Origin of the sequence: Streptomyces sp. NPDC056361 (assembly GCF_042262805.1) — a bacterium.
GTDB lineage: Bacteria > Actinomycetota > Actinomycetes > Streptomycetales > Streptomycetaceae > Streptomyces.
On record NZ_JBHJQI010000051.1, the window covers coordinates 18259 to 37419 of the forward strand.

General features: G+C 73.2%; 15 protein-coding genes. All 15 read left to right on the forward strand.

Annotated elements, in window-relative coordinates; all coding sequences use genetic code 11:
- Window positions 1-2 precede the first annotated feature (2 nt).
- The 15 genes from asnB to rfbC are packed head-to-tail and all read left to right on the forward strand — an operon-like array spanning window position 3 to window position 19136.
- The gene (gene asnB, locus ACFCY7_RS18570) at window positions 3-1937 is read left to right on the forward strand and encodes an asparagine synthase (glutamine-hydrolyzing) (protein WP_376486228.1); all 1935 of its coding nucleotides are present in this window, start codon (window positions 3-5) and stop codon (window positions 1935-1937) included.
- A 17-nt stretch (window positions 1938-1954) separates the two neighbouring features.
- On the forward strand, window positions 1955-4144 hold the full coding sequence (locus ACFCY7_RS18575) for a bi-domain-containing oxidoreductase (protein WP_376486231.1): 2190 nt from the start codon (window positions 1955-1957) through the stop codon (window positions 4142-4144).
- Window positions 4141-6105 (forward strand): alginate lyase family protein, encoded by a 1965-nt coding sequence (locus ACFCY7_RS18580; RefSeq protein ID WP_376486233.1) that lies wholly within the window; start codon window positions 4141-4143, stop codon window positions 6103-6105. Before ACFCY7_RS18575 ends, ACFCY7_RS18580 begins: the two co-directional genes overlap by 4 nt.
- Window positions 6106-6116: 11 nt before the next feature.
- Window positions 6117-7661 (forward strand): right-handed parallel beta-helix repeat-containing protein, encoded by a 1545-nt coding sequence (locus tag ACFCY7_RS18585; protein WP_376486234.1) that lies wholly within the window; start codon window positions 6117-6119, stop codon window positions 7659-7661.
- Window position 7662: 1 nt separating this feature from the next.
- Window positions 7663-8901 (forward strand): O-antigen ligase domain-containing protein, encoded by a 1239-nt coding sequence (locus tag ACFCY7_RS18590; RefSeq protein WP_376486236.1) that lies wholly within the window; start codon window positions 7663-7665, stop codon window positions 8899-8901.
- 7 nt (window positions 8902-8908) lie between these two features.
- Window positions 8909-10120, forward strand: coding sequence for a glycosyltransferase (locus ACFCY7_RS18595; protein WP_376486239.1), 1212 nt, complete (start codon window positions 8909-8911; stop codon window positions 10118-10120).
- A complete protein-coding gene (locus ACFCY7_RS18600; RefSeq protein ID WP_376486242.1) occupies window positions 10117-11352 on the forward strand; it encodes a class I SAM-dependent methyltransferase in 1236 nt (411 codons plus the stop codon). The genes ACFCY7_RS18595 and ACFCY7_RS18600 overlap by 4 nt, the downstream gene beginning before the upstream one ends.
- Complete coding sequence (locus tag ACFCY7_RS18605; protein WP_376486244.1) at window positions 11349-12155, forward strand: glucose-1-phosphate cytidylyltransferase; 807 nt, start codon at window positions 11349-11351, stop codon at window positions 12153-12155. The genes ACFCY7_RS18600 and ACFCY7_RS18605 overlap by 4 nt, the downstream gene beginning before the upstream one ends.
- Window positions 12152-12799, forward strand: coding sequence for a PIG-L deacetylase family protein (locus ACFCY7_RS18610; protein WP_376486247.1), 648 nt, complete (start codon window positions 12152-12154; stop codon window positions 12797-12799). The genes ACFCY7_RS18605 and ACFCY7_RS18610 overlap by 4 nt, the downstream gene beginning before the upstream one ends.
- A gap of 3 nt (window positions 12800-12802) precedes the next feature.
- A complete protein-coding gene (locus tag ACFCY7_RS18615; protein WP_376486250.1) occupies window positions 12803-13828 on the forward strand; it encodes an NAD-dependent epimerase/dehydratase family protein in 1026 nt (341 codons plus the stop codon).
- A 17-nt stretch (window positions 13829-13845) separates the two neighbouring features.
- Window positions 13846-15099, forward strand: a complete 1254-nt coding sequence (locus tag ACFCY7_RS18620; RefSeq protein WP_376486300.1) for a DUF4910 domain-containing protein — start codon at window positions 13846-13848, stop codon at window positions 15097-15099.
- Entirely contained in the window at window positions 15096-16415 is a 1320-nt protein-coding gene (locus tag ACFCY7_RS18625) for a hypothetical protein (RefSeq protein WP_376486252.1), read from the forward strand. The genes ACFCY7_RS18620 and ACFCY7_RS18625 overlap by 4 nt, the downstream gene beginning before the upstream one ends.
- Window positions 16412-17359 carry a glycosyltransferase family 2 protein gene (locus ACFCY7_RS18630; protein ID WP_376486254.1) on the forward strand — a complete coding sequence of 316 codons (948 nt, stop codon included), beginning with the start codon at window positions 16412-16414 and terminating at the stop codon, window positions 17357-17359. The genes ACFCY7_RS18625 and ACFCY7_RS18630 overlap by 4 nt, the downstream gene beginning before the upstream one ends.
- The gene (locus ACFCY7_RS18635; RefSeq protein WP_376486256.1) at window positions 17356-18588 is read left to right on the forward strand and encodes a polysaccharide pyruvyl transferase family protein; all 1233 of its coding nucleotides are present in this window, start codon (window positions 17356-17358) and stop codon (window positions 18586-18588) included. Before ACFCY7_RS18630 ends, ACFCY7_RS18635 begins: the two co-directional genes overlap by 4 nt.
- Entirely contained in the window at window positions 18585-19136 is a 552-nt protein-coding gene (rfbC, locus tag ACFCY7_RS18640) for a dTDP-4-dehydrorhamnose 3,5-epimerase (protein ID WP_376486257.1), read from the forward strand. The genes ACFCY7_RS18635 and rfbC overlap by 4 nt, the downstream gene beginning before the upstream one ends.
- Window positions 19137-19161: the final 25 nt, after the last annotated feature.

The window sequence follows — 19161 nt, forward strand, 5'->3', positions numbered from 1 at the left end:
ACATGTGTGGCATCGCAGGGACGTACCGATGGCCGGACGGGAAGGCGGTGACCGACCGGCTCACCGACACCCTCGCCCATCGCGGTCCGGACGGGGCGGGGCTCTACAGCCACGCCGTCGGTGACGGCGAGGTGCACCTCGGGCACCGCCGGCTGGCCATCGTCGACCTGTCCGAGACGGGCGCCCAGCCGATGGTCTCGGACGGCCTGGTCCTGACGTACAACGGCGAGCTGTACAACGCGCCCGAGCTGCGGGCCGAACTGGCCGCGGCCGGGGTGCGCTTCCGCGGCACCTCCGACACCGAGGTGCTGCTGGAGGCCTGGCGGCGCTGGGGCACGGACTGCCTGCCCCGGCTGCGCGGCATGTTCGCGTTCGGGATCTTCGACGAGCGCACCGGTGACCTGGTGCTCGCCCGCGACCAGCTCGGCATCAAGCCGCTGTTCGTGCTCCGGCGCGGCGAGGGGCTGGTGTTCACGTCCGAGCTCAAGGCGCTCGCCGCCGTGACCGGCGGTTCGCTGGAGGTGGATCCGGGCGCCCTGGTGGCCTCGCTCCTCTACTACTGGGTGCCGGATTCGCGGTGCGCGTACCGCGAGGCGGAGAAGCTGCCGCCGGGCAGCTGGCTCCGGTGCCGGGCCGACGGCCGGGTGGAGCGCGGTCGCTACTGGAACCTGAAGGACGTCGCGGCGGAGGGCCGGGAGCGGGCCCTGAGCGGCGACGTGCCGGACCTGGCCGCGATCGTCGAGGAGTCGACCCGGCGTCACCTGCTGTCCGACGTGCCGGTGGCGACGTTCCTGTCCGGCGGGCTCGACTCCAGCTATCTGACCGCGCTGGCGGCCCGCGACCGGCCCGGGATCTCCGCCTACACGATCGGGTTCCGTGCGGAGGACGCCAAGTTCGAGGCGATGCCGGACGATCTGCGGTACGCCCGGCAGGTGGCCGAGCGGTTCGGCGTCGACCTGCACGAGATCGAGATCGCTCCGAACGTGCTCGACCTGCTGCCTCAGATGACCTACCACCTGGACGAGCCGATCGGCGACCCGGCCGCGATCAACACGTTCCTGATCTGCTCGGCCGCCCGGGAGGCCGGGGTCAAGGTGATGCTCTCGGGGATGGGTGCCGACGAGCTGTTCGCCGGGTACCGCAAGCACCTGGCCAACCTGCTCGCGCTGCGCTACCAGCGCGTCCCGGGGCCGCTGCGGCGCGGCCTGTCCGCGACCGTGGACCGGCTGCCGGTCGCTTCGGCCCGGCGGGGGTACCGGTCGGTGCGGTTCGCGAAGCGGTTCCTGTCCTTCGCCGATCTGCCGGAGGAGACCGCGTTCCGGCGCAGCTACACCATGTACGACCAGGAGGAGCTGCTCGCCCTGGTCGACCCGGACCTGGCCGGGACGGTCACGGACGTGCTGACCGAGCACGCGGACGTCTACGAGGACAACGACCTCGACGACTTCGTCAACCGCATGTGCCTGGGCGACGCGCGGATGTTCCTGCCGGGCCTGAACCTCGCGTACACGGACCGGTCGAGCATGGCCGCGTCGACCGAGGTGCGGGTGCCGTACGTGGACGTCGAGGTGGTCAAGGCGGCGTTCGCCATACCCGGCGACCGCAAGATCGTCGGCCGGCAGGGCAAGGCCGTCCTCAAGGAGGCGGCCGCCTCGGTCCTGCCCCGGGAGATCGTGTACCGGCCGAAGGGCCTGTTCAGCGCCCCGCTGCGGGCGTGGATGAGCCGGGACCTGGCGCCGCTGGTGCGCGAGGTGGTCAACGACGGCGTGCTCGTGGGTTCCGGTCTGCTGCGCCGCGACGCGCTGGCGCGCATGGTCGCCGAGGACGCCGCCGGGCACCGGGACTTCTCCAAGCATCTGTGGCATGTGCTGACCCTCGAGTACTGGTATCGCGGCGCGACCTCCGGGTCCGGCCAGAACTCCCCCGCGACGGCGTAGAGAGCAAGAGGACTTCGGTGAAACAGGTCGTACAGAACTACAAGAGCGGCGAACTGACGGTGCTCGACGTGCCGGTGCCCGGATGCAAGCCGGGCGGTGTGCTGGTCCGCACCGCCTACTCGCTGATCTCCACCGGGACCGAGCTCATGAAGGTGTCCGAGGCCGGCATGTCGATGCTCGGCAAGGCCCGCTCCCGCCCGGACCAGGTGGCCAAGGTCATGCAGAGCGTGGCCACCAACGGGGTGCCCGCGACCTACCGCAAGGTGATGGGCAAGCTGGACTCCTACACGCCGCTGGGCTACTCCCTGTGCGGTGTGGTCGAGCAGGTCGGCGCCGGGATCGACGACGTGTCCGTCGGCGACCTCGTGGCCTGCGCCGGCAACGAGCACGCGCTGCACGCCGAGCTGAACTGGGTGCCGAAGAACCTCTACACGCCCGTGCCGGACGGCCTGGCCCCGCGGCACGCGGCCTTCGGCACGGTCGGGTCGATCGCGCTGCAGGGCGTCCGCCAGGGCGAGCCGCAGCTCGGCGAGTCGGCGCTGGTCATCGGCCTGGGGCTGATCGGGCAGCTGGTGGTGCAGCTCCTCGCCGCCGCGGGCGTCCGCGTCATCGGCGTCGACCCCGATCCGGCGCGCTGCGAGCTCGCCGAGCGCCTGGGCGCCACGGCCTGCGCCGATCCCGGCTCGGCGGCCGTGGAGACCGCCGTCGCCGAACTCACCGGCGGCCACGGCGTGGACCAGGTGTACCTGGCCGCCGGCGGCGGCAGCAACCAGCCGGTCGAGCTGGCCGCCCGGATGAGCCGGGACCGGGGCCGGGTCGTCGACATCGGCAAGTGCCGCCTGGACCTGCCGTGGAACGCGTACTACGAGAAGGAGCTCGACGTCCGGTTCTCCCGCTCGTACGGCCCCGGGCGCTACGACCCGGAGTACGAGCTGGAGGGGCGGGACTACCCGATCGGCTACGTGCGCTGGACCGAGCGCCGCAACCTGGCGTGCTTCCTCGACCTCGTCGCGCGCGGCAGCGTCGACGTGGAGCCGCTGGTGTCCCACGTCGCCGACTTCGAGGACGCCGTCGAGACGTACCGGTCGCTGAAGGACGGCGACCTGAAGGCCGTGGCCGTGCTGTTCCGCTACCCCGCGCCCGAGGGCGCGGCGGAGGCGGAGGCGCCGGAGGTGGCCGTGCCCGCGGTGAAGCGGCCCGCCGTCGGCACCACCGCCGCGGCCCGCCCGGCCGGCACGCCGGTGCGGCTGGCGTTCGTCGGCGCCGGGAACTACGCGACGTCGATGCTGCTGCCGCACCTGGCGCAGCGCGAGGGCGTCGAGCTGTCGAAGGTGGTCACCACGACGGCGCTGTCCGCGGCCAACGCGCAGCGGAAGTTCGGCTTCGCCGAGGCGACCACCGACCTGGACTCCGTGCTCGACGACCCTTCCATCGACGCGGTGTTCGTGGTCACCCGGCACAGCTCGCACGCCGAACTGACCCAGCGGGCGCTGCTCGCCGGCAAGGCCGTGTTCGTGGAGAAGCCGCTGGCGCTCACCGAGGACGAGCTGGCGGGCGTGCTCGCGGCGGTGGAGAAGTCGGGCAACGACCGGCTCCAGGTGGGCTTCAACCGCCGGTTCTCGCCGCTGCTCCAGGAGGCGAAGAAGCGCTTCGGCGCCCGGACCGGTCCGGCGAACCTCCGCTACCTGGTCAACGCCGGCTCGCTGCAGCACGGCAGCTGGTACCTCCAGCAGGGCACCGAGGGCTCGCGGTTCGCCGGCGAGGGCGGGCACTTCGTCGACACGGCGAGCTGGCTGCTCGGGGCCGACCCGGTCTCCGTGTACGCGGTCGCCACGCCCGGCAACGAGGACCTGCAGGTCCTCCTGCGCTACCCGGACGGGTCCACCGCCACCATCAGCTACGTCACGACCGGCGCCCCCGGCTTCCCCAAGGAGACGCTGGACCTGGTCGCCGACGGCAAGGTGCTGCGGTTCGACGACTTCGTGCGCGCGTCGGTGTACGGCCCCAAGCGGTGGGTCAGCTCGCGGCTGCCGAAGGCCCGCGACAAGGGCCAGGAGGCCGAGCTGGCCTCGTTCGTCAGGGCCGTGCGGACCGGCGGGCCGATGCCGGTGCCGCTGGAGTCGCTGGTCGCCACCACGGCGGCCACCCTCGCCGTACAGGCCGGTCTGGCCGCCGGTGTGCCGGTGACGCTGGCGGGGGCGCGATGACGATGAGCGCGGGCTGGTACCTGCGGCGGCTGTCCCGGATGGGGCCGCGGGAGGTCGGCGGCCGGGTGTCCGACGCGGTGCGCAGACGGCGGTGGCGGTCGGCGCTGCCGGAGTGCCCGACCGTGACCGGCGCCCGGTTCACGGCGGTGCTGCCCGCGGGGGCGATCGACGCGGTGCCTTCGGACGCCGTGAAGCGGCTCGTCGCCGAGGCGGACCGGTTGATGGCCGGGCACGCCGAGTTCTTCGGGGTGGAGCGGGACGACATGGTCGACCCGGACTGGTGCCACGACCCGAAGACGGGGCGCCGGGCCCCGTGGGGCTACGCCTTCGACGTGCCGTACCGGGACGAGGAGGCGGTCGGCGACATCAAGCAGATCTGGGAGCCGTCCCGGCACCAGTACCTCACCGTGCTCGCCGCCGCCTACGCGGTCACCGGGGACGAGCGGTACGCGGAGCGCGTGGCCGAGCACCTGCGGTCGTGGTGGGCGGCCAACACGCCGCTGCGCGGGGTGCACTGGACCAGCGGCATCGAGCTGGGCATCCGGCTGCTGTCCTGGGTGTGGGTGCGCCGGCTGCTCGACGGCTGGCCGGGCGCGGCCGGTCTCTTCGAGGACAACCCGGCGGCGCGCCGGCAGATCTGGCACCACCAGCGCTGGCTGGCCGCGTTCCCCAGCCGGGGGTCCTCGGCGAACAACCACGTCATCGCGGAGGCCGCCGGGCAGTTCGCCGCGGCCTGCGCGTTCGGCTGGTTCCCGTCGTCGGCGCGCTGGCGGGCCGACGCGATGCGGTCGCTCGACCGGCATCTGCGCGCCAACACCTTCCTCTCCGGCCTCAACCGCGAGCTGGCCACCGAGTACCACGGTCTGGTCCTCGAACTCGGCCTGGCCGCGGTGGCCGAGGCGGACGCCGCCGGCGTGCCGGTGCCCGCGACGGTCCGGCTGGTGCTGCTGCGGATGACCGACGCGCTCGCCGCCGTCGTGGACGACCGGCTGCGGCCGCCGCGCCAGGGCGACGCGGACGACGGGCACGGTCTGATCGTGGACGGCGCCGGCACCGAGCGGTGGGGCTCGCTGCTCGCCACCGGGGACGCCGTGTTCGGCCGGCTCCCCTGGTGGCCCGCGGTGACCGGCACCGATGTGCGCACGCCGCTGCTCGCCGCGCTCCTGCGGCCGTACGCCGAGGTCGGAGGCGCGCCCGCCGTGTCCCGCCCGGCGAGCCGGCCGGACCACTTCGCCGACGCGGGCATGACCATCCTGCGCGGCCCCGAGGGCATCTGGTGCCGCTGCGACGCCGGTCCGCACGGGTTCCTGTCCATCGCCGCGCACGCCCACGCGGACGCGCTGTCCGTGGAGGTCCGGCACGACGGGGTCGACGTGCTCGCCGACCCGGGGACCTTCTGCTACCACGGTCAGCCCGAGTGGCGGCGGTACTTCCGGTCGACCCTCGGCCACAACACCCTGTCCCTGGACGACGCCGACCAGTCCGTCTCCGGCGGCCCGTTCCTGTGGACCCGGCACGCCCGCAGCCGTGTCCTGGTCGCGGACGCGTCCGGCACCTCCGGCGGAACGGCCCGCTGGTCCGCCGAGCACGACGGCTACCAGCCCTCCGTGCACCGCCGCACGGTGGAGCTGACGGCCGAGAGCGGCGAACTGACCGTCGTCGACGAGGTCGAAGGCCCGCGCCGGGCCGTGTCGCTGGCGTTCCACCTCGGCCCGGCGATCACCGCGGACCTGGTGGGCAGCCGGGCGGTGCTCACCTGGACCCGGGACGGCGAGGACCGCTCCGCGGTGCTCGACCTGCCCGGGGAGCTGTCCTGGCGGGCCCATCGCGGCGAGAGCGAACCGCCGCTGGGCTGGTACTCCGCCGGCTTCGGGCGCAAGGAGCCCGCCACCACGCTGGTCGGCACCGGATTCACCGACGGCGCGCAGGGTTTCACGACCGTGCTCGGGTTCCGCGGCTAGTGGGGGAAGGCTTGGGGATCAAGTGGCGGCACCGGGTGCCGCCTGCGGCAGCGCTCGCGCTGGCGCTTCTCGCGGCGACCGGCTGCGAGGGCGGCACGCCGGGCACGCCCGACGCGCGGCCGGCGCCGACCGCCGCACCGACCGCCGCGCCGTCCGCGTCGGTGGCCCGGGTGTGCGCGGCGCGCGCGGCCGGGCCGGCGACGGCGCCGGCGGGCGCGGTGACGGTCGACCCGTCGGTGGTCGGCGACCTGGCCGCCAAGACCGAGAGCAGTCCCCCGCGCACCACGTTCTGGCTGCGGCCGGGCAGGCACCGGCTCGAACCGGGGCCGTACGACCAGGTCCTGCCGAAGGAGGGGAACCGCTACCTCGGCGCGCCGGGCGCGGTCCTCGACGGCGGGCGGACCAACCAGTACGCGTTCGGCGGCACGGCCCGTGACGTCACCCTGAGCCATCTGACCGTGCAGGGTTTCGTCGCGCCGCAGGACGAGGGCGTCGTCAACCACGACTCGGCCGACGGGTGGGTGATCGAGCACGCGACGATCCAGGACAACTCCGGCGCCGGGCTGATGGCCGGTGCCCGCCAGCGGGTCCGCGCCAGCTGCCTGCGCGGCAACGGGCAGTACGCGATGAACGCGTACAAGGCCGGCGACTCCATCAAGGGCCTCGTGGTCGAGGGCAACGAGATCACGGGCAACAACACCGACGACTGGGAGCGGCGGCAGCCGGGCTGCGGCTGCAGCGGGGGCATGAAGTTCTGGGCCGTCGACGGCGCCGACATCCGCGGCAACTGGGTGCACGACAACCGCGGGGCCGGGCTGTGGGCGGACAACAACAACAACGACTTCCGCGTCGAGGACAACGTCCTGGAGGCCAACGACGGTGCCGCCCTCATCTACGAGACCAGCTACAACGCGGTGATCAGGAACAACACGATCCGGCGGAACAACTGGGTCGAGGGCCGCGCGGCCGCCGCCGACGGCGACGACTTCCCGTACGGCACGGTCTACGTGTCCGAGGCCGGCGGCGAGCCGCGGGTCCCGGCCCGCACGGACCGGATCGAGATCCACCGGAACGTGCTGGAGGACAACTGGTCCGGGATCACCCTGTGGGAGAACGCCGACCGGTTCTGCAACAGCCCGGCCAACACCTCCACCGGATACTGCACGCTGCTGGTGAAGGACACGAAGCGCTGCGCGCGGCCCGCGATCGCCACCGCACCGCTCTACGCCGACTGCCGGTGGAAGACCCAGCGCGTCGACGTCCACGGCAACCGCTTCGCCCTCGACAAGTCCGTCGTCGGCTGCGAGGAGCTGTGCGACCGGATGGCGGTGCTGTCCAACGAGGGCACGTCTCCCGACTGGTCGCCGTACCTGGGCGACCGGGTGGCCCGGGCGATCACCGGCGAGCAGCACAACCGCTGGTACGACAACGTCTACGTCGGGCCGTGGAGGTTCGTCGCGCACGACGCGGGCCGGGTCCTCGGCTTCCGGCAGTGGCAGGGCGCGCCGTACCGGCAGGACGCCGGCAGCACCCTCCGCGCACGGGACGGGGGTTGAGATGACCACCGACCACACGTCGAAGCTCGTCGCGACGGTCTGGGGACTCCTCGTCCTCAACACGCTGGGCTCCGCCGGGGCGAAGACCATCGTCACGCTGCCCCGCTCCCTCATCCAGATGGCCACCATGGGCGCGCTGGTCGCCGCGTTCGCGCTGGCGCTCCTCGTCAACCTGCGGCTGCGCGTCCGGCCCAGCGCGTTCGTGTTCCTGCTCAGCCTCCTCGTGGCGGTGAGCGTGATCTCCAGCGTGCACCTGGAGACCGGGTTCGGCGCGCTGTTCCGCTGCGCCAGGCTGGCCCTCTTCGTCGCCACGCTGTGGCTGCTCAGCCGCTGGTGGGACGGCGGCCTGACGTTCGTCCGCCACCACATCCGGCTGTACTTCGCGGTGCTCGTGCTCGTGGCCGCCGGGCTGGTCGCCTCACCGGGCACCGCCATGCCCGAGTACTACGGCGGACGGCTCGTCGGCGCGCTGTGGCCGCTCACCCCGCCGCAGATCGGCCAGTACGCCGCGGTGATCATCGGGCTCACCGTGCTGCTCGTGCTCGGCCGCAGGACCACCGGGGCCAACGCTGCGGTGGTCATCGTGCCGGCCCTCGTCCTGCTCGCGATGACCCACACCCGGACGGCCACGCTCGGCATGCTCATCGGCCTCGTCCTGGCCATCGGCTCGCTCGTGCTGACCAGCGCCGCCGCCCGCCGCTTCTTCGCCTGGGCGGTGCTGTGCGCCACGGTGGCCGCGGTGGTGTTCAGCTCGGCGCTGCAGGCGTGGTTCCTGCGCGGGCAGAGCCAGGAGAACTTCGCCAACCTCACCGGCCGCGCCAAGGTCTGGGACGCCCTGCTGGACGCGCCCCGGACGACCGGCGAGAAGCTGCTCGGCACGGGGCTCGGCGACAAGTCGTTCGGCGGGCTGCCGATCGACAACAGCTGGCTGGCCGTCTACCACGAGCAGGGCCTGGTCGGCGTCACCATCGTGGCCGCGATGCTCATCGTGCTCGGCGGCGTCGCGCTGCTCCGGCCGCCGTCGCTGTCGAGGGCCTGCGCGATCTACCTGATCAGCTACTGCGCGATCTCGTCGTACACCGAGGTCGGCCTCGGCGACGCCTCCGCCTATCTGCTCCACCTGACCCTGGCCGCCTCGCTGCTCGTGGTACCCGCCCCGGCGACGCCCGCGATGCCCACGACGCCCGTACCGGCGGCCGAAGTTCCGCAACGACGAATCCCGAGATGGGCCCGGAGGTGACCTGAGCATGCATGTCCTCGTAGTGCACAACCGCTACTCCTCGGCGCAGCCGAGCGGGGAGAACCGAGTCGTCGACGAAGAGGTGGGGCTGCTGCGCGCGGCCGGCCACCGCGTCGAGCTGTTCGAGCGGCGCAGCGACACCATCGCCGCCCGCTCCCTCCTCTCCAAGGCCGCGGTGCCGCTGCTCGTACCGTGGAACCCGGCGGTCCGCACCGAACTCGCCGCCCGGCTCCGCGCCGACCGGCCGGACGTGGTGCACGTCCACAACGTGTTCCCGCTCCTGTCGCCCGCGGTGCTCGCCGCGTGCGCCGACGTCGGCGTGCCCGTCGTCGCCACGCTGCACAACTACACCCAGATCTGCCCGCCGGGCACCCTGCACCGGAACGGCCGGCCGTGCACCGACTGCGTCGGCTCGCCGACGTCGCTGCCCGCCGTCCGGCACGGCTGCTACCGGGACTCGCGCCTCGCGACGGTTCCGCTCGCGGTCAGCCTGTCGGTCAACCGGCGGCGGTGGTGGTCCGGCGTGGAGCGGTTCTTCTGCATCTCCTCGGCGCAGCGCGACATCCTCGTCCGGTCCGGCATGCCGCCCGAGCGGCTGGTCGTGAAGCACAACTTCGTGCCCGACCCGGGCACGGTACGGGCCGGCGACGGCGAGCACCTGCTCTTCCTCGGCCGGCTCGCGGAGACCAAGGGCGTCCGGCTGCTCATGGCCGCGTGGGACGAGATCGCGGCCGGCGGCGGTGTGGGCGTGCCGCTGGTGCTCGCCGGCGCGGGGCCGCTGGAGCGGGACGTGACCGCGTGGGCGGCGGGCCGGGACGACGTCCGGTACGTCGGCCTGTACGACCCGGCCCAGTGCCGGGAGGCCGTCGCGCGGTCGGTCGCCGTGGTGGCCCCGTCGATGTCCCTGGAGACGTTCGGCCTGGTGGTCGCGGAAGCGATGGCCGCGGGGGTCCCGGCCGTCGCCGCCGGTCACGGCGCCTTCGTCGAACTCGTCGAGGACGGGGTGACCGGGCTGCTGCACCGGCCGGGCGAGGCCGCCTCGCTCGCGTCCTGCCTGCGCCGGATCACGGCGGAGCCGGCCGGCAACCGGGAGATGGGCGAGGCGGCCCGGCGCCGCTACGAGCAGGACTTCAGCCCGGCCGTCGGGCTGGAGCGCCTGGTGGAGGAGTACCGCACCGCGATCGCGGTGCGGTCGGAATCAATGGGGGGCAGTAAATGACACGATGCCGACTCTGCGGCTCGGCGACGCTGGCGAGCGTCGTCGATCTCGGGGCGACGCCACCGTGCGAGAGCTTTCTCGCCGCGGACGAACTGGACCGGCCGGAACCCGCGTACCCGCTGCACCTGCGGGTCTGCACCGACTGCTGGCTGGCGCAGATCCCTCCGCTGATCACGCCGGAGGAGACGTTCAAGGAGTACGCGTACTTCTCCTCGTTCTCGACGTCCTGGGTGGAGCACGCGCGCACCTTCGTCGACGGTGCCGTGGAGCGCCTCGGTCTCGGCGCCGACGCCTTCGTGGTGGAGGTCGCGAGCAACGACGGGTACCTGCTGCGGCACGTGGTGGACCGGGGGATCCGCTGCCTCGGCATCGAGCCGTCGGTGAACGTCGGCGCGACGGCGCGGGACGCGGGCGTGCCCACGCTCACGGAGTTCCTGAGCCCGGAGACCGGTGCGGCCGTCCGCGCGGAGAACGGCCCGGCGAACCTGGTCGTGGCGAACAACGTGTACGCGCACATCCCCGACGTCGTCGGGTTCACCCAGGGGCTGCGCGCCCTGGTCGCCGACGACGGCTGGGTCTCCATCGAGGTGCAGCACCTGCTGACCCTCATCGAGGAGAACCAGTACGACACGATCTACCACGAGCACTTCCAGTACTACACGGTCGCGTCCGCGATCCGGGCCCTCGCGAGCGGCGGACTGACCCTCGTGGACGTCGAGTTGCTGCCCACGCACGGCGGCTCCATCCGGCTGTGGGCCCGCCCCGCCGAGGTGGCCGGCGAGCCGTCCGCGCGCGTCGCCGAGGTCCTCGACCGGGAGAAGGCCGCCGGGCTGCAGGAGCTGTCCGGGTACGCCGAGTTCTCCGCCCGGGTGGCCAAGGTGCGCCGGGACCTGCTGCGGTTCCTCATCGAGGCGGCCGAGCGCGGCGAGACCGTCGTCGGCTACGGCGCCCCGGGCAAGGGCAACACCCTGCTCAACCACTGCGGCATCCGGCCCGACCTGCTCGCGTACACGGTCGACCGGAACCCGTACAAGCACGGCAGGTTCACCCCCGGCACCCGCATCCCGATCCTGCCGCCCGAGCGGATCGCCGAGGACAAGCCGGACTACGTCCTCGTCCTCCCGTGGAACCTGCGGGCCGAGCTGACCGAGCAGCTGTCCTTCGTGCACGAGTGGGGCGGCCGGCTCGTCTTCCCCATCCCGGAACTCAGCATTGTCGAGGTGACGTCATGAAGGTCGTCCTGTTCTGCGGCGGCTACGGCATGCGCATGCGCAACGGAGCCTCCGACGACGTGCCCAAGCCGATGGCGATGGTCGGCCCGCGCCCGCTGATCTGGCACGTCATGCGCTACTACGCGCACTTCGGGCACCGGGAGTTCATCCTGTGCCTCGGCTACGGCGCGGACCACATCAAGAACTTCTTCCTCGACTACAAGGAGACGACGTCCAACGACTTCGTGCTCCGCGGCGGGAAGACCGAGCTGCTGTCCACCGACATATCGGACTGGACGATCACGTTCGCGCAGACCGGCATGGAGTCGCCGATCGGCGAACGGCTGCGGCGGGTGCGCCACCACCTGGACGGCGACGAGATGTTCCTCGCCAACTACGCCGACGTGCTCACCGACGCCCCGCTGGACGAGATGATCGACCGGTTCTCCGCGCGCGACGCCGGCGCGTCGATGATGGTGGTGCCGCCGCAGTCCTCTTTCCACTGCGTGGAGTTGGGCGAGGACGGCCTGGTCGGGGGCATCACCGCGGTGAGCGACCTGCCGCTGTGGGAGAACGGCGGCTACTTCGTCCTCCGCCAGGAGGTCTTCGACCACATACCGGAGAACGGCGACCTGGTCGCCGACGGCTGCGCCGGCCTCGCCAAGGAAGGCCGACTGGTGGCGCACCAGCACCGCGGCTTCTGGAAGCCGACCGACACCGTGAAGGAGCGGGCCGCGCTCGACGCCGCCTACGCCGTGGGCGACCGCCCGTGGGCCGTGTGGGAGCGGGACGGCGCGGCGGCGAGCACCGGGGCGCGCGCGTGATCCGGCTCGGGGCCGGCTCCCTGGACCGGATCGTCGCGGTGGGCGCCCACTGCGACGACATCGCCATCGGCGCGGGCGGCACGCTGCTCACGCTGTGCCGTGCGCGGCCCGGCCTCCGGGTCGACGCGCTGGTGCTCTCGGGCGGCGGCGGCGAGCGCGAGGACGAGGAGCGGGCCGCGCTCGCCGCCTTCTGTCCGGGCGCCGACCTGCGGCTGACCGTGCTCAAGCTGCCGGACGGCCGGCTGCCGGCGCACTGGGAGGAGGCCAAGACCGCCGTCGAGGAACTCCGCGGGCGGACCGAGCCCGACCTCGTCCTGGCCCCGCGCACCGAGGACGCGCACCAGGACCACCGCGGCCTGGCGAAGCTGATCCCCACCTCGTTCCGCGACCACCTCGTGCTCGGCTACGAGATCGTCAAGTGGGACGGCGACCTCGGCCGGCCCACCGCGTACCAACCGCTCTCGCCGGAGACCGCCGAACAGAAGGTGCGGCTGCTGCAGGAGCACTACGCCTCGCAGCGGCACCGTCCCTGGTACGACCGCGAGGCCTTCCTCGGCCTCGCGCGGATTCGCGGCATCGAATGCCACGCGCGCTACGCCGAGGCCTTCGCCGTCACCAAACTCACTCTCGACCTGGGGGAATGAACCTTGCGCGTACTGCTCACCGGACACCAGGGCTACCTGGGCACCGTGATGGCCCCCGTCCTCACGGCCGCCGGACACGAGGTCGTCGGCCTCGACTCCGGCCTGTTCGCCGACTGCGTCCTCGGCCCGGAACCCGCGGACCCGCAGGGGCACCGGGTCGACCTGCGCGACGTCACGGCCGAGCACGTGGCCGGGGTGGACGCCGTGATCCACCTGGCCGCGCTGTCCAACGACCCGCTGGGATCGCTGGCACCGCAGCTCACCTACGACATCAACCACCACGCCTCCGTACGGCTCGCCCAGCTGGCCCGCGACGCCGGAGTGGGACGCTTCCTGTACGCGTCGACGTGCTCGGTCTACGGCGCCGCGGGCGGCGACGACCTGGTCGCCGAGGACGCCCCGCTGCGCCCGGTGACCCCGTACGCGGAGTCCAAGGTGCGGGTGGAGGACGACCTGCACGCGCTGGCCGACGGCGACTTCAGCCCGGTGTACATGCGCAACGCCACCGCGTTCGGCTACTCCCCCCGGCTGCGCGCCGACATCGTGCTGAACAACCTGGTGGGCCACGCCCTGCTGTCCGGCGAGGTCCTCGTCCTCTCCGACGGCACCCCCTGGCGGCCGCTCGTGCACGCCGCCGACATCGCCCAGGCCTTCGCGGCCGCGCTGACCGCGCCCCGCGAGGCCGTGCACGACCGGGCGTTCAACATCGGCAGCGAGGTCAACAACGTCACGGTCGCCGAGATCGCCGAGCAGGTCGCCGAAGCGGTGTCCGGCTCGAAGGTGCGGATCACCGGCGAGAACGGCGCCGACCCGCGGTCGTACCGGGTGGACTTCTCCCGGTTCCGCGCCGCGATCCCCGGCTTCGACTGCGCGTGGACGGTCGAGCGGGGCGCGCACGAACTCGCCGACGCCTACCGGGAGTACGGGCTCACCGGCGAGGACTTCGAGCGGCGCTTCACCCGGCTCGCCGTGCTGCGCGCGGCGTCCGAGGCCGGCACCGTCGACGACACCCTGCGGCGGAGCCGGTGACCGAGCTCGGCGAACGGATGCACCGGCTGGTGGAGCGGCTCTACCCGCTGTGCCGGAGCATCACCGGCGACGGGGTGCGCGCCACCCTGGAGATCGTCGACGAGTACATCCCGCTGCAGGTGCACGAGGTGCCGACCGGAACGCAGGTGCTCGACTGGACGGTGCCGCAGGAGTGGAACATCCGCGACGCGTACGTCGCGGACTCCGCCGGCAACCGGGTCGTCGACTTCGCCGCGTCCAGCCTGCACGTGCTCGGCTACAGCGTGCCGGTGTCGGCGACCATGCCGCTCGCCGAGCTGCGCGGACACCTGCACACCCTGCCCGACCAGCCGTCCTGGGTGCCGTACCGCACCAGCTACTACAAGCCGGACTGGGGGTTCTGCCTGGCCCAGGACACCCTGGACGCGCTGCCGGACGGCGACTACGAGGTGCACGTCGACTCCACGCTCGCCGACGGCCACCTCACCTACGCCGAGCACGTGGTTCCCGGGCAGGTCACCGACGAGGTGATCGTGTCCTGCCACGTCTGCCACCCGGCGCTGGCCAACGACAACATGGCGGGCGTGGCGGTGGCGGTGTTCCTGGCCCAAGCGCTGGCGGAGCGGACGCCGTACTACACGTACCGCTTCGTCTTCGCGCCCGGCACCATCGGGGCGATCACCTGGCTGGCCCGGAACGCGGAGCGGATCGAGCAGGTCAAGCACGGTCTCGTGCTGGCCTGCGCGGGCGACCCGGGCGACCTGACGTACAAGCAGAGCAGGCGCGGTGACGCGGAGATCGACCGGGTGATGCGGTACGTGCTCGCCGCGTCCGAACGCCCGCACCGGGTCGACGAGTTCACGCCGTACGGCTACGACGAGCGGCAGTACTGCTCGCCCGGCTTCGATCTCGGCGTGGGCTCGCTCAGCCGGACCCCGTACGCGGGCTACCCCGAGTACCACACCTCGGCGGACAACCCGGACTTCGTCTCCCCGGAGGCGCTGGCGGACACGCTCGCCGTCTGCCGCGAGGCGTTCGGCGTCCTCGACCGCAACCGGCGGTACGTCAACCTCAGCCCGTACGGCGAACCGCAGTTGGGCCGGCGCGGGTTGTACGACGCGCTCGGCGGCCGCAGTGACACCAAGCAGGCCCAGATGGCCATGCTCTGGGTGCTCAGCCTCTCCGACGGCGAGCACGGTCTGCTCGACGTCGCCGAGCGGTCCGGGCTGCCGTTCGACACCGTCGCCGCGGCGGCGGACGCCCTGCACGGCGCCGGACTGATCAAGGCATGAGGAAGATGACCACCGAGGGGAAGCAGGCGGCGGCACCGGAGGCCCCGGCCGAACCGGCCGGGCGGACCGCCAAGCGGGCCATGGTCGGCCGGCTGTCCTGGGGGCTCGCCGACCAGGCGGCCTCCAGCATGACCAACTTCGCGGTGGGCATCTACGTGGCCCGCTCGCTGGGGCCGGCCGCGTTCGGCGCGTTCAGCCTGGCGTGGGTGACCTACGGCGTGGTGCTCAACGTCTCCCGCGGGCTCGCCACCGACCCGCTGGTGGTGCGCTTCAGCGGCGTGCCGGAGGCGTCCTGGCGCGGGGCGGCGGCCCGCTCGTCGGGGACCGCGCTGGGCGTCGGGGCCGTCCTCGGCGCGGTGTGCGCCGTGTTCGGCCTGGTCCTCGGCGGCGGCGTCGGGTCCGCGTTCGCCGTCCTCGGCGTCGTGCTGCCCGCGCTGCTGCTGCAGGACGCCTGGCGGTTCGCGTTCTTCGCCGCCGGCGACGGGCGGAAGGCGTTCGTCAACGACGTCGTGTGGGGCGTCGTGCTCGTCCCGGCCATGGTGGTGGCGGCCCACGTGGGCAGCGTGGCCGCCTTCGTGCTCGCCTGGGGCGCGTCCGCCGCCGTGGCCGCGGTCCACGGCTGCTTCCAGTCCGGCCTCCGACCCCGGGTGGCCGGAGCGCGCGGGTGGCTCCGCGAACAGCGCGACCTCGGCTACCGGTACCTCGTCGAGAACGTCGGCCTCAGCGGCGCGAGCCAGCTGCGGGCGTACGGGCTCGGCGCGATCGTCGGGGTCGGCGCGGTGGGCACGATCCGAGGCGCCGAGCTGCTGCTCGGGCCGTTCCTCGCCGTGCTCATGGGCCTGTCGCTGGTCACCGTCGCGGAGGCGGCCCGGGTCCTGCGGCGGGCCCCCGACCGGCTCGGCAGGTTCTGCCTCCTCCTCGGCGGCGGGCAGGCCGCCGCCGCGCTGCTCTGGGGCGCGGCGCTGCTGCTCGTGCCGGACCGGCTCGGCGAGCTCGTGCTCGGCGGGGTCTGGCACTCCGCCTCGCAGCTCATCGTGCCGGCCACCCTCGGCGTCGCCGGTGCCAGCCTCGGCACCGGCGCGGCGTCCGGGCTGCGCGCGCTCGGCGCGGCCCGGCGCAGTCTGCGCTGCCAGATGTTCGCCTCCGCCTGCTACGTCGCCGGCGGGCTCGGCGGGGCCGTCGCCGCCGGCACGGCCGGCTCGGCCTGGGGCGTCGCCGCCGCGACCGTCGGCAGCTCGGCCGTGTGGTGGCTGCAGCTGCGCTCCGCCCTGCGGGAGCACCACCAAGAACCGAACCCCGAAGTGAGGACGTCATGACCGCCCATCCCCGGTTGAGCATCGGCCTGCCCGTGTACAACGGCGAGGAGTACCTCGCCGAATCGTTCGACGCCCTGCTCGGCCAGACCTACGAGGACTTCGAGCTGGTCGTCTCCGACAACGCCTCGACCGACGGGACCCAGGAGATCTGCCGCAAGTACGCCGCGCTCGACTCCCGCATCCGGTACATCCGGCTGCCCCGGAACATCGGCGCCGCGCCGAACCACAACTACGTGTTCACCCAGTGCCACGGCGAGCTGTTCAAGTGGGCCTCGCACGACGACCTGTACGCCCGTGACCTGCTGCGCCGCTGCGTGGAGGCGCTGGACGAGCGGCCGGACGTGATCCTCGCCCACGCCGACCAGGCGGTCATCGACGAGGACGGCCGGGTGAAGGTCCCGTACGAGTACGGGCTCGCCACCGCCTCCCCGCACGCGCCGGAGCGGTTCCGCAGCATGCTGTTCGAGCCCGGCGGCGACGACTTCTACGGGGTGATGCGGGCCGACGTGCTGCGCCGGGTGCGGCCGCACGACAGCTACCACCACGCGGACCGCACGTTCGTCGCCGAGATCGGCCTCAACGGGCCCTTCCACCAGGTGCCGGAACTGCTGTACTTCCGCCGCGACCACCCCACCCGCGCCGAGCGGGCCAACCCCTCCAAGCGCTCCCGCTGCGTCAACCTGGACCCCCGCCGGGCGGGCCCGCTGCACCCCACGCCCCGGCTCCTCGCCGAGTACGTCCTCGGCTTCGTCTCGGCGATCCGACGGGCTCCGCTGTCCGCCGCCGACCGGCGCGCCTGCTACCGCCACCTGGCCGCCTGGATGACCAGCCGGGCCCGGCCGGGCGCCGGCGAGCGCGTCGAGGACCGCGCCCCGGTCGACCCGAGCCGGTTCGCCGTCTCCGTCGACGACCTCGTCGCCGGCCGCGAGGGGAGGCGGACGTGACGCCCACCCGCGAAGCCCCCGTGCGGGTCGGCCTGTTCGGCCTGCTCGGCTCGGGCAACCTCGGCAACGACGGATCGCTGGAGGCCGTCCTCGGCTACCTCGCCGCCGAACACCCGGACGCGGTCGTGGACGCGCTGTGCGGCGGCCCCGAGGTCGTCACCGCCCGGTACGGGATCCCCGCGACACGGCTGCACTGGAACCGCGGGGAGTACCGGACGGCGTCGCGCGCCGGCGCGATCGTGTCGAAGGGCCTGGGCAAGCTCGTCGACGTCGCCCGCACCGCCGCCTGGGTCCGCCGGCACGACGTGGTGATCGTCCCCGGCATGGGCGTCCTGGAGGCCACGCTGCCGCTCCGGCCCTGGGGCTTCCCGTACTCCCTGTTCCTGCTCTGCGCGGCCGGCAGGCTGTCCGGCACCCGGGTCGCGCTGGTCGGCGTCGGCGCCGGCGCGATCAGCGACCGGCCGACCCGGGCCCTGGTCCGCTGGTCGGCGCGGCTCGCCGCCTACCGGTCGTACCGCGACGCCCTGTCCCGTGACGCGATGCGCGCGATGGGCGTCGACACGGCGCGCGACGAGGTCCACCCGGACCTCGCGTTCGCCCTGCCGACGCCGCCGTCCCCCGGCCCGTCGGGAGCGGTCTGCGTCGGCGTCATGGACTTCCACGGCGGCAACGACGACCGGGCCGGGGCCGAGGAGATCCACCGGCGCTACGTCGACGGCACCACCCGCTTCGTCCGCGCGCTGGCCGACGAGGGCCGCCCGGTCCGGCTCCTCACCGGCGACGCGTGCGACGCGACGGTGGTCGGGAAGATCCTCGCCGCGGTGGACTCACCGCTGGTCACCGCGTCCGACGCGGCCTCGCTCGCCGACCTGATGAAGGAGGCGGCGGCCGCCGACACCGTCGTGGCGACCCGGTACCACAACCTGGTCTGCGCGCTGAAGGCCGGCACGCCGACCCTCGCCGTCAGCTACGCGGCGAAGAGCGACGCCCTCATGGCCGAGATGGGCCTGGACGCGTACTGCCACCCGGCGCGCGAGGTCGACGCCGACCGCCTGCTCGAACAGTTCCGCGCGCTGGAGAAGCACGCGGCCGAGCTGCGGCGGACCCTCGCCGAGCGGAACGAGGCCGCCGACCGGCAACTCGGCCGCTTCTTCACCACCCTGACGGCGGCCCTGTTCCCGGCGGCCGCCCCCACCCACCACGTCCCCACCTCGCGGAAGGCTCCATGAAAGCGACCGAAGTCCAGGCCATCGCCGGCGCGTACCTCTTCGAGCCGACCCCGTACGCCGACGAACGCGGCTTCTTCTGCCGCACCTTCGACGCCGACGTGGTCCGCTCGGTGGGCCTCAACCCGGACGCCTTCGTCCAGGACAGCCTGTCCCGCTCCGTCCGGGGCGTCCTCCGCGGCCTCCACCTGCGCTCCGGCGCCGGCGAGGCCAAGCTGGTGCGCTGCTCGTACGGGAAGATCTTCGACGTCGTCGTGGACCTGCGCCCGGACTCGCCGACCTACCTCAACCAGGCCCACTTCGAGCTGTCCGACGACACCCAGGTGACCCTCTACATCCCGGCGGGCTGCGCCCACGGCTTCCAGGCGCTCACCGAGACCACGGACGTCTCGTACCGCATCGACCGCCCGCACGACCCGTCCGAGGACGTGACCATCGCCTTCGACGACCCCGAACTCGCCATCCCCTGGCCCCTGCCCGCCACGTCGATGTCCCAGCGGGACCTCAAGGCCCCGAGCCTCGCCGACGCCCTGAAGCGGAACGGGAGTTGATGCAGGCGTGCACACCGAAGACACC